Below are 14405 nucleotides of genomic sequence, written 5' to 3' on the forward strand. Positions count from 1 at the left end.
AAGGCGACCTCACTTTTTGCACTGTTCCCCCTAAAAACGATTCTGATTTAGTTGCTGCCAATAAATTGCCTCACTGGCAACTTTGCATTTAATCAGCGACTGGAAAATATTTTTTTTCAAGTTTAGGTAAATATAGAAACCGGCTATGTCTGATTTTGAATAATCCGACCATTCAATATTTTCCAAAAAACTATCCAGTTGATTTTCCAGCAGACGATAACTGTTTTTTTCATCAGTAATATATTGCTCAACATCACTATTACTCGAATTTGAGACATTCTGCTCAGCCAGTCCAAAGGCGATTTCAGGAATGACTTTATCCTGATATTGTTCTCGGGCTATGGAGACCAATCGGTTTTTACTCAGACGAGACTCAGCCGCAGACAAAATAAATAAGTGATGACTAAGTACTTCACACTGATGACAAAAATCTTTGAGCTGCTGCGCAGTAACCAAGTCACAATAATCAACATTGACCTTGCCAGACCATAAGGCCAGCTTTTTAACCGTCGCCTTCATTGTTATCAGGTGCCACCTTAATAACCACTGTTCCCACCTGCTTTTTTTCCTCATTTGAAACCCGACAATGACGCTGTAGACATGTCGGAAATAACGCTCCTTCATTACCAACAAAAGATGTTCTGGCCTTGAAGAGAAAGGAAAATAGTAGGAAAAAATAACCATGAATACGGTAAGGTAAAATAACATCACTATGGTGATGGTTATACCGAAGTGATAAACCATGTTGTTATCGATTCCTAACGTAAACATGCCTATCAGGAAAAAGATGGTGATCGGCCCTTTTAATAAATAAAACCCGACAAAGGTATAAGTGAAAATAAACACTGCCAGCTCTGAACCAAGTGTTAATTGTGGCAACAGAAAAACATAAGCAGGCACGGAAAAGATGAACCCGAGAGTAAACAATATAAACAGCATCACCGGGTGAAGCGGCATAAATGAAAGGATTGAAGCAAACAGAGTACTAAATACCACCAAGTTATAACCACCAGGCGGGTTAAATAAAATCCAAATCACTCCCGTCAGCCAATAGATAAAAAACGCTTTAACAGCAGATTTGGCATTTTCGGCGTCCCACCAGTTAAACCGGGCTTCTTTTTCCACCAGATCTTCGTGATGCTGCATCCGACCTGTTACTGAATCAATACAACAGACACTACTGTAGAGTCGCTCCAGCTTTTCACGGATATTATCCAGTAAATACCCCATAGTAATAGCAGCCCCTCGTTCCAGGTGCGTGGCAACTTCGAGTTTTGCCGACGAGTACGCAACCGAGGGCGTTTCTTGTTCACTAACCGGTGAGCTGCTCTCCCACCCCTGCGGTATCTGTTGATATAAGCGGGTTATTTCATCGATTTGTAGCTGGTAATTATCAATAAACGTTGAAGATTTCTCCGCCAGATGCTGATGTTCACGCGTGGCAAATACCAGCAATTCGGTTAATTTTCGGTAGTAATACAGTACATGATCCCATTCAGATTTATAGGATGAGATATCACTACATTCAGCACTGATGCTTCTATAACGGGCTTCCAGTGCTTCCTGCGCGGCATACATTTTTCCAACCAGTACGGGAATATCGGCTTCCGATTGAGACGGCCCACCTCCTTCCGTTAATTCACTTTCTTGCTCTGAAACATCCGCACAAGTCCGAGTGATCTGTAAAAACAACTGACTCTGGATTCTGCTAAGGCTATCGGCGAGCTGACGAAGGTTTTGTTCGACCTGTGGCGGAAAAATAAAGATACCGACAAGGGTATAAACCACCACACCGAATATAGTCATATAAGTGCGGTCAAGACCGTAAATAAAGGCCCCTTCCGGTTCACCGCCGTTGAACATCATCAGGATCATCACCCCGGTGAGCATGAACAGGGTCGGATCTGCCAGGTAAGCATTACGGATATAGAAAACGGCAGTCACAGCCAGCGAGACTGCCAGCATGTAAAGCAATCGGTCCTGAGCAAAGGCACCAACTAATACAAGGCCGATAATCGCACCAACAATGGTTCCCATTACCCTGAGTGTCCCTTTAGCAAGTGACTCTCTACGACTGCCGGTTGAAGCAATCAGCATCACTGTTGTGGCCGCAGTTGAAGCCTGTGGCCAACCTAAAGCCATAGGTATTAAAAAAGCCAGAGTTAAACTAATAGCGACTCTGCAGGCGAACTTGAACTTTTCGCTCAGGCAAAAAGGAAACAGCCATTTTCCGGGATAAAGTGAAGAAAAGTCTCGTGCCAATTGCGGCAAAAACTGTGCTTTGTTATCGGCCATTAGCTTCTCAGACTAACTACAGGTTAAATAATTAGACTAGGTGAAGATACTGGGTAATAAGGTGAGAAAGTGTCTTAGTTGTAACGCAGCTAAGTGAAGGAAAGGGATTTATCTTCCTGATAAAAAAAAGCCTACCGGAAGCATCAATAAAATGTTCTCAGGCAGGCTGATTAGCGATTAATTAACGGTGATTAAGAACCGCTATCTGTTAACGATGTCTTCCTGTGAAATCGTCGAGTGAAGTTGGGTGATAGCGTTGATGAATAGCTTTACAGCCGGCAGCATTCGGCTCTCATCGATATCAAAATCACCGTTATGGTGACCGGCTGTCAGATCTGAACCAATCAGGCAGTAAATTGCTTTGCCACCTTTCGCCTGCACCCTGTCGACAAGATAACCGGCATCTTCACTGGCACCAAAATCTTTCTCGCGAACAACCTTAGTAAAGCCACTATGTGGCCCGACACGTTCTAACAGCTCAACCAGCTCGGGATCATTGTCCAGGCCAATCGCCTCACCCTGAGCTTTGATTTCAATCTTAACGCCGTGCATAACAGCTGAAGCCTGAGCAATTTGCTCTACCTGCTGATACATATAATCGTTAAGCTCGCGATTCTCGCCGCGGGTCTCCCCCATCAACACTGCATTGGCTGGGACGACATTACGGCCATCACCTGCGTGCATCTGACCGACATTAACTCGTGTCATGCCATCACGGTGGCGCGGAATTGCCAGCATTTGTGATACTGCGGTACATGCTGCGGCAAGGGCATTTCGACCGGCATTAGGCTCAATTCCCGCATGGGCTGGTTTGCCCGAAAAGTGAAGGTCAAACTTGGAGCTACAAAGGAAATGTTGCGGGTCGCAAACTAAAGTACCGCTTGGCACATTCATACCGATGTGGGCAGCAAATAGATAATCAACATCATCCAGCCAGCCACTTTGGGCAATCGCTTTACCGGCACGACACCCTTCTTCTGCGGGCTGGAAAATAAATTTGATCGTGCCACACAATGACTCTTTATGCTCTGCGAGGATTTCGGCAATACCAAGGCCGATAGCCGCGTGAGCATCATGTCCGCAAGCGTGGGCAACCCCTGGGGCCAGAGATGCAAATCCCAGGAAGCGCGGACGATGGGAATCATCCTGGCTTTCCATGACGTCAACTGCATCAATATCAAACCGTAGCGCTATCACAGGGCCCGGTCTCCCCGTATCCAAAATAGCACCAACTCCGGTAATGCCATCCATCTGAGCGAGGAACTCAAAATCCGCCCCCCAGCTCATCGCTCGTTCCTGGGCTTTGGCGACGTTGGCATCGTCGCGTCCCATAATGGTATCTCGTGCAATAATGGCATCAGAGAAACACAGCTCAAATCCCAAAGATTTCAGATGTGCCGCGATGCGGCTGGTGGTAAAAAACTCACACCAAGCCGATTCAGGATAACGATGAAACTCACGGCGATAACTCATTAATCGCTGTGCCAGTGCCTGTTCATCAATAGTTAAATTATTTACCAATTTTCTGTGCCCTATTCGTTTTATGGCAATTTCGGCATCTAGTAACCGGTTAATTCCATAAATCCTTGTCCCGAGTGACTGCCACTAACCTTAATCGGGCCTTCCCAATAGGAAAATACAAACGGCAACCACTGCTCCTTGCGGACAGCATCCACGTCTAGTTGTATCTGATGCGAAGGTATATCGACGCGCCAGCTTAGCGGGGTATCTTTCCCCTCTATGGTTGTATATGACACTGGCGTCAGCCGGATATCCTCTGGCTGTAATTGTATTGTTTTACCATCAGACCAACTCAGCGAGCCAAAATAATACGGTTTGGCATCTTTTTCCCTGATCTGGTATACCATCAGGGCTCTTCCGTCGTCTAAATGTACAGAAAACCAATCCCATCCCTGTTGCTTGTCAGATAATCCTTCGCTACTCCATTCCCGATCATACCAGCCATCGCCTTTAACTCGGAAAGTCTTACCATCAAGCTGCAAAAAGCCGTCAATTTTAAGAAACGGTGCACTGAAATAGTAAGAAGCAATGTCTTGTGTCGGGTGTTTCTGGCTAAAACCGTTGTCACCCTGGAAAACCAGTTCACCTTGATTGCGAATTTTAAGATCTGCTGTCATATCCCCGTCAGCAAATTGCAAGCGACCGGGAAAAGGTGAATCACCAAATGAGCTCCATGACCAGTTATCTAACCATGCGCGGTAAGGGTTAGATGCGACACCGGCCTGACCAATCCCGCCACGGGCAAAACGCTCAGCCTGCCAGTTCTTTTCTTTGCTCGTAACAACGATATGGGCCATATATGTTTGTGGACTATTCCAGCCAGTTCCCTGTCCGGTACTGTTGGCAAAACGAAACAACGTCCACTGTACGCCGAAGGTTTCCCCTTCCTCTGATTCAAGGTTTGCCGTCAGATACCACCACTCAGTCCGAAATTCCGGGTGGCTCAAATGATCCTTAGGAAATTGCCACTTCTTATCAGGCACGACAGCGGCAAACTGGCCGCTTTCATCCTGGCGAAGAATCTCTGCTGTATTAGCATCCGGTTCTGCTTGCTCGCACCCCGCCAACAACCAAGAACTCAGGCACAATACCAACAGAGCAAAGCGCCCCTTTGCTACTTTCATCAGAAAGCCTCCCGTAGCGACATAATGGCTGAGCGTTTTACCAAACGCCAAACAGGCCACGCACCGGCAACCAGTAACACTAATAATGCAGATCCCAGCGAAGTGAGGTATTCGAACGGGAAATACTGAACCGGCATCGTCCAGCCGAACGAGTATTTCAGTACCACATCAATCAACAGCTGCGCCAATACAAGTCCCATAGGTAATGCAATTACAGCTGTCATCAAGCCGATCAGCAACAACTGGCCACCGCCTAATGCAGCCAGCTCTCGTCCGGTCATTCCCATACAACGAAGCAGCGCAAACTGTCTCTGACGAGAGACTTCACCCGCGACAGTAGCAAAAAACAAACCGCAAACCGCAATAAATAACGTCAATCGACCAAGAGTTGAAGTCACAACAAAGGTACGGTCAAATACCCGCATTGCCTGCTCCATTAACTCAACATTATTGCGCACGCGTTCAGGCGGCAAACGGAAACGCTCACCAAGCTTATTCATCAATACCTGACTGTCAGCGCCTGGCTGAAGATGAATGGCGAGGCCGACTTGCCCCTTATATAACCAGAACTTCTGCCAGCGTTTTTGAGACAGCATGATCTGCCCGTACGGGTTACCATAATCGTAATACACCCCGGCAATGAGCCAGTTACCGTGCATCGGTGCCGGCAACTCAATCTTATCTCCCGGATGCCACCCACGCTTAAGCGCCAGTGATTCACTCACCAAGACAGCTCGCTGATGATGAAGGTTCTGCCAGTACTCAGGCATAGCCACTTTGATTGAAAGAGCCTGTTGCTCCTCCTTGCTCACGCCAATACTTACCACTTGTAAAGTACCGGAATCTGTCGGCAATTCTTTACGTAGCTGCCACCACACCTGTTTTACTTCATTCTGACCTTCCAGCCAGTACGCAATTCGTGGCGCAACATTCAGTGACGGCCGAACATAAATATCTGCTGCTAAACGCTGATCTAACCAAGTTTCGGTAGTGTTACGGAAGCTCCCGACCATGGTTTCCATTCCGATATTAGAGGCCAGCGCCAGCATAAATGCCATTGCCGCTACCCCTCGATAACTCAGGCTGGCTGCAGCATCGGTAAAGAACCAACGCAAACGGGCCGAACGCACAACAAGCCCCAGCCACTGGAAAAGCTGCCATAACAGGAATGGCATACCCAACGCACTGGCAATCAAAATCAGAGCAATCAATACGAAACCGGCCGTTTGCCCATGGGGAAGCTGATAGACCGCAATCGCGGCACCAATAAACATGCATGAAAATAAGGCTTGCCACGCAAACTCACGGCCACTGAAACGGACCAAGGACATATGGGTAGACAAACGGGCCGGTTGTGTTTTGATCAGACGTATCAATGGCCAGCCACAAGCCAGCAGGCTACCGCCAATGGCAATTGCCAGAGATGCCAGTCCCCATTGCCAGTGCCAGCTGACAGATAAACTGACATTCGCCCCATAGAGGTCACTCAACGTCTCGGCCACCGATGGCAAAAGCTGTTGTGCTAACATCAAACCGAGCAGGTTGCCGCCAACCATACCCAATACTATCCACACCAGCAGTTCTACAAAAAGAGCCCTTGCAAGCTGCGCTGCTGACACGCCCGCCTGACGCAACAAACCGACTAAAGGCTGACGCTGAGAAAAAGAAAGGGACATCGCCTGATAGAAAATAAACAGGCCGACAATGAACGCCAGCATACCCATAGCGAAAAGATTAAGGTGAAATGCATCTGTTAGTGGTTCCAGCGTCGCGCTCTTATGGCGATCCAGCTTCAATGCAGGAGGAAGTTGCTCTTCCAATGCGACTAGCTGTTGCGGTGTCATCTCACCACACAGGATCGACGTCAGGCCAGAGCTCGCATAGAGATTTCGAACCACTGACATATCGGCAATCATCCGCGTGCCTCGGATACGCTCTTCTTTAACCACTTTCAGCGGGCCAATCTCTTTGCCGTTTTCCAACTTGAGATACTGGCCATCCACCACCCCCATGTAGCCAGCCAGCTGCTCACCGAGCATGATCGGATATGGCGGACGGATTAGCTCCATCATCTGTGATTGCTGTGGTGTCGTAACTTGATCCCGGAAATTGGAGAACATCGCGATAGGATCGATACCAACAATTTCAAAATCGCGGTTTTCTTCGGTAACGATGCGATGCTGATCCATCGGAACGCATTGACTGAAGCCCGCACGGCGAAGCTGGATGTAAAATCCCTGCGGAACTTTTATGGCTGGTTGACTATGGCGGATACGATAAGGAAATGGGTTCGAAAAAAGTTGCTCGCCCTGCCGATAGCTTTCTCGCGCCTGCTGGTTCACTCCCATGACACCAACCAATAGCGCGATACCGAGAGTCAGGCCCAACCATACCAACACAATCTGGAATGGGTGGCGCTTATAGTGCCCCCAGAGCGCTTTAGCTACGGGGTTTGACATGGAGTTGTCCCCCTTGAAGTCGTATACAGCCGCTCATATGCTCAGCAACTTTCTTACTGTGGGTAACAAGCAGCAAGGTGCAATCAAGTTGGCGGGTCAAGCTGACAAGCAAGCGAATAACAGCACCGGCATTACGCTCATCCAGACTCCCGGTCGGTTCATCGGCTAACAGGATATCCGGCTCCATATACAAAGCCCGGGCAATCGCCGCACGCTGCTGCTGTCCACCGGACATCTCTTCCGGATAGCGCCCAAGCAATGGCATAAGATCAAGTGCCGAAATGATTTGCCGCCAAAGTTCAGGCTTTTCATCCAGCCCTTTCAGCTGTCGGCAGAAACGAATGTTATCAGCAACAGTCAAGGTAGGCAGCAAGTTGAATTGCTGAAAGACGAGACCAATATTATTACGACGAAATGCAGTTCGCTCACGCTCAGAAATAGCGTGAATCGGCGTATCCCCCAGCCAGATTTCACCGGAATCAACCGTATCCAAGCCTGCAATGAGGTTCAACAAGGTACTTTTCCCTGAGCCGCTCTCACCCATCAAGGCCAGCTGCTCTCCCTGTTTTAGCTCCAGCTCTGCGCCTTGCAGGACAGAGTGGTATTCACCGCCGTCCTGATAGCCTTTGCAGAGCTCTACCAGTCGTAACATCCTAATCCCCAAAAATTCAAGGTGTTTTCCGAGAGTGAAATTTACAGCAAACCCCGGATTCGAGAAAGTATTTTAAAACACTCTTCCAGAAATAAAATGCAAAGGGTTACAAACCGTCCATAAATCGAACAATACGTCTACAGGGAGTTCACAACTGACTGATCTATAAAAAAGCTTATCATCAATTATCGTCTTTATTGCATGGCTATCAATACTGCGTGAAAACTAAATTTATTCAGCTTCAATGAGTATTCACTCAATGTGTACCTGCAACCAAATTATTCATCCAAGCCCGGGTTTTAACCCGGATAGTTGAACCTACACACTTGACCAGTTCTTCCAGCATCAACATCGCATAGATCCACTCTAAAGGTAATTTTAAGACAAGGGCTGCAAAAGCCGTAACCGGAATACCGATTAACCATTGAGCGGCAATATCCTGATAGAAACAAAAACGAATATCTCCCCCTGCTCGCAAAACACCGACAATCATGGTCATCGGAATACTTTTCACAATAATCGCGATAGCAAACACGATGAAGAAACGCTCAGCCAATTCACGGGTATCGCCCGACAATGCCGAAAAGAGATCAAGCACAATGTCTTTCATTAACAGCATAGTTAGCGCAACCAGCACGCCACAGAAAAGGTTAAAAAATGCCACAGCCCAGGCCTGGTAATACGCCTCTTCCATCCGGTTAGCTCCAAGCTGATTGCCAATCATCACCGCAGAAGCATTGGAGATACCAATAATCAACGCCAATGAGAAAGACTCTATCGGCGTCATCACTGAAAGTGCGGCCAGTCCCTGAACACCAGCCTGACCAATAATCGCATGGTAGACAAAAATACCAGCAGACCATGCCAGGTGATTCAATGTTGTCGGCAGTGACAGAGACAAAAAGCGTCTGATTTTGCTCCACTCAAGCGCCTCAAGCATTACACTGAAACCGAATGCCAGTAAATGACGGCGAGAGTACAGATAACCATAAAGCAAACTGATTTCGACCAAGCCGCTCGCCACGGTTGCCAAAGCAGCACCGGCGATCCCCATAGCAGGCATTCCCAAATGACCGAAAATCAGCACCCAGTTAAGAAACATGTTCAGCGCGATCCCTATCGCACTGAAAAAAGTACTAATGCCAGGTTGGTGCATCGCCCGCAGGCCGACAGCCATGCTGCTGCCCCAAGCTACGGCAAACATACTGAACGAAGTGATCCTAAGATAATCAGCACCGAGCTCAATAACAGCCTGCGACTGGGTCGCCAAGCCGATGACCTGCTCAGGGAAGAAAAGGAAAACACTACCAGCAATCATCGCCGTCAGCGTTGTCATCACAACCGTCAAGGCAGTACTTTGCTTTACTCCCTGCTGATTACCTGCCCCCCAATACTGAGCAGTAAGCATCGCACCGCCGGTTGTCACCCCGAACAACATAATGGTTGCCACAAACAGTGCCCTACCGGCAATACCGATAGCCGCAACGTCCAGCTCGCCTAACTGCCCCAGCATCAGGATATCAACCAGACTCCGGCTCGAGAACAACATGGTCTGAAGTGCAATCGGAAAAGCGATCAGCAGCAGGCGACGTACGAAGTCACCTTTGAAGTGGTGAAAGACCAGATTAAACATTGATATCCTTAAAACAGCAGGAATACCCAAGTGAACTTGCATGGGTATAACAAGAAGACAGGTCGAATTTTATCCACTACATTTTTATAAACAACATTTTTTCAGGGGAAAAATCAATCGCATATTCAATTTATCCTAAAAACTGCATTACAGCAGGGAGCATGTAATCAATGATAAAAACAATTCTGGTTGTAGGAGCCTCCGGTTATGTCGGCAGCCATCTGGTACCTGAACTGGCAAACAGCGGTTACCAGGTTAAAGCCACCGGACGAAACCTGGATTTGTTGAAGAAAAGGGGCTGGGAAGCAATCCCCAACATCGAACTGATTGAGCTGGACTTAAACAAACATACAAACCTCGATAGCATTCTCACAGATGTCGATGCAGTGTTCTTTTTGGTTCACGGCATGAATCAAGCTCATGATTTTATTGATTTCGAACTAAATGCGGCCAACAATTTCAGTCAGGCCCTGAAAAAAAGCCAGGTACAACGGGTGATCTACTTAGGTGCTTTACAAGCCCAAAGTGGCAACTCAAGACACCTGGCCGCCAGAAAGGCGACAGGAGAAATCCTTCGGGAAAGTGGTATTCCAATCACCGAATTGCGTGCCGGGATCATTGTTGGGCCTGGTTCGGCTGCATTTGAAGTTATGCGGGATTTTGTTTATCACCTGCCCATTATCATTGCCCCAAAATGGATCAAATCCCATAACTCACCTATCGCATTGCGTAATTTACTGCACTACCTGTTGGAGCTTCTCCATTTTACTCCATGCCGCCACCAAATCCTTGATGTCGCCGGGCCAGAAGATCTAAGTTACGCCAGCCAGATGCGCAAACTTGGAAAACATATTGGCAAAAAAATACATATTTTGCCGATCCCGTTTTTAACGCCTTCATTTGCCGCCCATTGGCTCAAATTTATCACCTCGGTTCCCAACAATATCGCCCGAGCACTGGTTGGTGGGCTACGCTACGATTTGCCGGCTGATGGCAGCGCCATACAATCCCTCATCCCGCAGTACCTCCTCACCTACGACGAAGCTATCGAAGAGAGCCTCAGCCATGAGAACGAAGTAGTTCGCAATGAAATCTGGGGCTACGACCCCGATGCCCTCGCCCGCTGGCAACCCGGCTATGGCTATTACCCTAAACAGGCGGGTTATACCTTACGTACCGATGCCACCAGCGACCAGCTGTGGCAGCAAATCCAACTGGTCGGGGGAAAAGAAGGTTACTTCTATGCCAACTTCCTATGGCGTATCCGAGAGTGGATGGATCACCTCATCGGCGGCGATGCGCGAAACCGTTACCGGCGCGATCCGGAAAAACTTGAACTGGGTGATAAAATCGATTCTTGGAAAGTTATCCATATTGAACCAAACCGATTCCTCTCACTGTTGTTCGGGATGAAGGCCCCAGGGCTTGGTAGGCTTGAATTTAAGATTGATGATAAAGGGGAATATCGAGAAATAGATATTCGCGCATGGTGGCACCCTGCCGGTTTCTCCGGGTTACTGTACTGGTTTGCCATGATGCCAGCCCACTTGTTTATCTTCAGAGGGATGACTCATGCACTAGTCAAAAGGTGCAAAGCGAAGGCTCAGGAAGGGAAGTCGGTAACGCTTTGAATATGAGATATGTATATGGGAATGACGGAACAATAATGAGGAACAAGTGAATTCATCACTTGCTCCTCTTGTAGATTCAGAACTTTGGTAGTTCCGGCAAATGAGGGCCACCATTATGCGGGTAAACAATGTACTCGCCGTGGTACTTCACTTTTGACTTGTAATCCGTCACTTTATACATCAATAAGCCCAGCTCATAAGCCATATCAATCAGGAATGGTGCATCACCGCGAACATATAGCGACAATGGCTTAACCACTTCACCTTGCTCAGATATTGCTTCTTGATATTGCTTAGCACACACAACCAAAGATGCCTGACCATCGGTATGGTGCGTTACCTTTCGGTTTACCTCATACTCAGTTGTTATCAGCCAGCCTGATTGTTCCAGTTTTTCATATAACGACTGAACCTGTGCCGCCGTGGTTGGCAATGCTTCATCACCTTCACGAGGAATGCCGGCAAATGTCTGCTGGATATGCTCGAACTGCTGCTTTAGCTGGGCATGTTTACCCATACTACGCGCCTGCTGCTGCCAGGCTAGCAAAGTCTTGGCCGTGCAATGATGGTAGCGTTGCTGCTTGATAACCTTGGTAACCCAGGCGTTTAGAAAGTGCGTTTCACTTACTGGGTTTTTTGGTGTCTTACCGGATTGCACCGACTCTGTCAGTTCCTGAAGCCCGTCTGAGACCAGTTTAAAAACTTCTTGATAAAAATTAGCCATAGGGTTCCTTAAGCATCGCGGGACATAAACCAATAGAATACGGCTGAAAGTAACGCACATGACGCCATCGTCAACGCCATCGGCCAGACTGTTGCATCAGGCATCATCGCCACCATACCACCAACTACGGTTCCGGTTCCGAAACGCATTGTGCCTGCCAGCGACGAAGCCGTCCCCGCCATATGCGGATACTTAGCCAGCAAGCAAGCCATCGTGTTACTACCAATGATTGAAATCGTTCCGACAAAGAGCATGACAGGGATAACTACCCCCCACAAGCCAAGCTGAAACAACTGCCCACAAATCAACCCAATCCCGGCGATTAACTGAACAAGCAGGCCAAAACGCAACATCCAGTGTGAACCCATTTTCTTAACCATCCGGCCATTGATACTGGTCATCAGGATCAGGCAGATAATATTCAGTCCAAATAGAAAGCCAAAGTTTTCAGTACTGACATGGTAAAGGTCAATATAGACAAACGCGCCCACAGTGAGGAAAGTAAACATACCGGCAAATGAGAAACCACTACTGAAGATCAGCCCGACCGCGACTGGTGTTGTCAGCATCTTGGCATAGTTTCTCAACGTCGTTCCGAGGTGGAAAGGTAGGCGTTTCTCTTTTGGCAAAGTTTCAGGGATCTTGCCAAGCACCGCAACAATGATGAGGCCTGCAAACAACGCAAGCACCCAGAAAACAGATCGCCAACCAAACCAAATCGACAGATATCCCCCGATCATCGGCGCAGCCAATGGGGCAATCGTCATAACCAGGGTAATGAACGACATGGTACGGGCAAACTCTTCCCGTTCGAACATATCCCGAACCAGAGCCTGGATAATCACTGCCGCAGCTGCTCCTGCAAAGCCTTGTGCCGCACGGACCCAGGTCAGCGCTTCAATACCCTGACTCATGGCACTGAAACAAGCAGCCAAAGCAAACAAAAGGACGCCGATAATCAGTATCGGCTTACGACCGTAACTGTCAGCCAATGGGCCATGTAACAACTGGCCAATAGCAAAGCCTGCGGTATAAGCCGTCAGTGTTGTCTGTACAGCGCTTGGAGTAACAGCCAAATCTCGTGCAATACTTGGCATGGCAGGAAGATACATGTCGATTGCTAGCGGGGTCAGCGCCGCAATAGCCCCTAGAATAAGAATTAATTGCAAGCTCAGTTTCTGACTGTCTTGTGTGGTCATAAGCTCTCTATTTCGGTGGTTCGGAAGGAAAGGGATTTATTGTACGATGAATTTATCAAGATAACTCTTTTCTGTTGGGAAATTATCTGTTTCTACTTTAGCCGACTAATTAACCATATATATCAAAGCCGTAAATAACATCACCCTGAATATGCCGCGACGAGCATTCAGCAACAACAAAAAAAAGGCGGTTATAAAAACCGCCTTTAAAATCAAGCTAACAAGTTTATTACTTCAGGAACGAGGCAATTTCTTCCTCAGTCAAAAGACGGTATTCGCCCGGCTCCAGCTCTTCATCTAGCTCAACACTACCAATTTGTTCGCGATGCAATCCAACAACCTTGTTGCCCACAGCCGCAAACATTCGTTTCACCTGGTGGTACTTGCCTTCAGAGATTGTGATCAAGGCTTCACGCTCTCCAAGAAGTTCCAACTTGGCTGGACGGGTCAACGATTTTTCACCACGCAGCTGTACGCCTTCAGCAAAAGCTTCTACAACGTCTTCTGTAACCGGATCAGCCAGCTCAACGTAATATACTTTTTCACAAACATGGCGAGGCGACGTAATACGGTGCGACCACTGTCCGTCATCTGTAAGCAGAACCAACCCCGTTGTATCGCCATCCAAACGGCCTGCAACATGTAATTTTTCCGGACTAACTTCATCAATCAAGACAAAGACCGTTGGGTTGTAATCATCGACATGGGAACAGACAAAGCCCTGTGGCTTGTTCAGCATCAAGTACCTTGGTCCCATAAAGCTCAGGGAGCGACCGTTGAATTCAACGTCACAATCATCCGTCACTTTCAGCGAACCATTTTTGACGATCTCGCCGTTCACTTCGATTTCTTTGTTTTTTAATAGCTTACCGGCTTCTTTTCGGGTGATACCCAAAGTGGTACTCAAGAATTTATCAAGCCTCATTACTGGCTCCGCATGACACAAAAACGCACATCATACCAAGTTTAGTGTTGAGTACATAGAAACTACTGTACCGAAAACTTTTTTGTAACCAGATTCAACAACTGGGCTTAATTTTGCGGCATTTTATTCAAAGGCAAACTAAGCTCATTTCCGTAGAACATTTCTGCTTTTTTGCGGTCTCTTATTATAGACATTTTACAGATTGGCTACGTATATATAATCATCCGGTAGGATGAAGTTAC

Annotated in this window: 10 protein-coding genes; 1 reads left to right on the forward strand and 9 read right to left on the reverse strand. The window is 47.6% G+C overall.

What is annotated here, in order from left to right; all coding sequences use genetic code 11:
• Positions 1-30: 30 nt before the first annotated feature.
• The 6 genes from Q0852_RS06060 to Q0852_RS06085 all read right to left on the reverse strand — a co-directional run bounded on the left by Q0852_RS06060 (position 31) and on the right by Q0852_RS06085 (position 9684).
• On the reverse strand, positions 31-2208 hold the full coding sequence (locus Q0852_RS06060) for an FUSC family protein (protein ID WP_299015609.1): 2178 nt from the start codon (positions 2206-2208) through the stop codon (positions 31-33).
• A 288-nt stretch (positions 2209-2496) separates the two neighbouring features.
• Positions 2497-3816: an amidohydrolase gene (locus Q0852_RS06065; RefSeq protein WP_299015311.1), complete on the reverse strand. Its 1320-nt coding sequence runs from the start codon at positions 3814-3816 to the stop codon at positions 2497-2499.
• 38 nt (positions 3817-3854) lie between these two features.
• Positions 3855-4940, reverse strand: coding sequence for a lipocalin-like domain-containing protein (locus tag Q0852_RS06070; protein ID WP_299015313.1), 1086 nt, complete (start codon positions 4938-4940; stop codon positions 3855-3857).
• Complete coding sequence (locus Q0852_RS06075) at positions 4940-7399, reverse strand: ABC transporter permease (RefSeq protein WP_299015315.1); 2460 nt, start codon at positions 7397-7399, stop codon at positions 4940-4942. Before Q0852_RS06075 ends, Q0852_RS06070 begins: the two co-directional genes overlap by 1 nt.
• Positions 7380-8051: an ABC transporter ATP-binding protein gene (locus Q0852_RS06080; protein WP_299015318.1), complete on the reverse strand. Its 672-nt coding sequence runs from the start codon at positions 8049-8051 to the stop codon at positions 7380-7382. The genes Q0852_RS06075 and Q0852_RS06080 overlap by 20 nt, the downstream gene beginning before the upstream one ends.
• Before the next feature lie 256 nt (positions 8052-8307).
• Complete coding sequence (locus tag Q0852_RS06085; protein WP_299015321.1) at positions 8308-9684, reverse strand: MATE family efflux transporter; 1377 nt, start codon at positions 9682-9684, stop codon at positions 8308-8310.
• A 170-nt stretch (positions 9685-9854) separates the two neighbouring features.
• Between Q0852_RS06085 and Q0852_RS06090 the strand changes: the two genes are divergently transcribed.
• On the forward strand, positions 9855-11315 hold the full coding sequence (locus Q0852_RS06090) for an SDR family oxidoreductase (RefSeq protein WP_299015323.1): 1461 nt from the start codon (positions 9855-9857) through the stop codon (positions 11313-11315).
• 76 nt (positions 11316-11391) lie between these two features.
• Here the strand turns inward: Q0852_RS06090 and Q0852_RS06095 are convergent, their stop codons facing one another.
• The 3 genes from Q0852_RS06095 to rsuA form a co-directional block, all read right to left on the reverse strand.
• Positions 11392-12039, reverse strand: a complete 648-nt coding sequence (locus tag Q0852_RS06095; RefSeq protein ID WP_299015326.1) for a DUF2913 family protein — start codon at positions 12037-12039, stop codon at positions 11392-11394.
• A gap of 8 nt (positions 12040-12047) precedes the next feature.
• Positions 12048-13238, reverse strand: coding sequence for a Bcr/CflA family multidrug efflux MFS transporter (locus tag Q0852_RS06100; protein ID WP_299015328.1), 1191 nt, complete (start codon positions 13236-13238; stop codon positions 12048-12050).
• 229 nt (positions 13239-13467) lie between these two features.
• Complete coding sequence (gene rsuA, locus Q0852_RS06105; protein WP_299015331.1) at positions 13468-14163, reverse strand: 16S rRNA pseudouridine(516) synthase RsuA; 696 nt, start codon at positions 14161-14163, stop codon at positions 13468-13470.
• Between the last annotated feature and the right edge of the window lie 242 nt (positions 14164-14405).

This window comes from uncultured Photobacterium sp. (assembly GCF_947502415.1).
Classification (GTDB): domain Bacteria; phylum Pseudomonadota; class Gammaproteobacteria; order Enterobacterales; family Vibrionaceae; genus Photobacterium.

Bases quoted from the DNA above. Each gene is read 5' to 3' on its own strand.
- Q0852_RS06075 (WP_299015315.1), bottom strand. From the start codon at position 7,399: ATGTCAAACCCCGTAGCTAAAGCGCTCTGGGGGCACTATAAGCGCCAC.
- Q0852_RS06100 (WP_299015328.1), bottom strand. From the start codon at position 13,238: ATGACCACACAAGACAGTCAGAAACTGAGCTTGCAATTAATTCTTATT.
- Q0852_RS06085 (WP_299015321.1), bottom strand. From the start codon at position 9,684: ATGTTTAATCTGGTCTTTCACCACTTCAAAGGTGACTTCGTACGTCGC.
- Q0852_RS06070 (WP_299015313.1), bottom strand. From the start codon at position 4,940: ATGAAAGTAGCAAAGGGGCGCTTTGCTCTGTTGGTATTGTGCCTGAGT.
- Q0852_RS06090 (WP_299015323.1), top strand. From the start codon at position 9,855: ATGATAAAAACAATTCTGGTTGTAGGAGCCTCCGGTTATGTCGGCAGC.
- rsuA (WP_299015331.1), bottom strand. From the start codon at position 14,163: ATGAGGCTTGATAAATTCTTGAGTACCACTTTGGGTATCACCCGAAAA.
- Q0852_RS06080 (WP_299015318.1), bottom strand. From the start codon at position 8,051: ATGTTACGACTGGTAGAGCTCTGCAAAGGCTATCAGGACGGCGGTGAA.
- Q0852_RS06095 (WP_299015326.1), bottom strand. From the start codon at position 12,039: ATGGCTAATTTTTATCAAGAAGTTTTTAAACTGGTCTCAGACGGGCTT.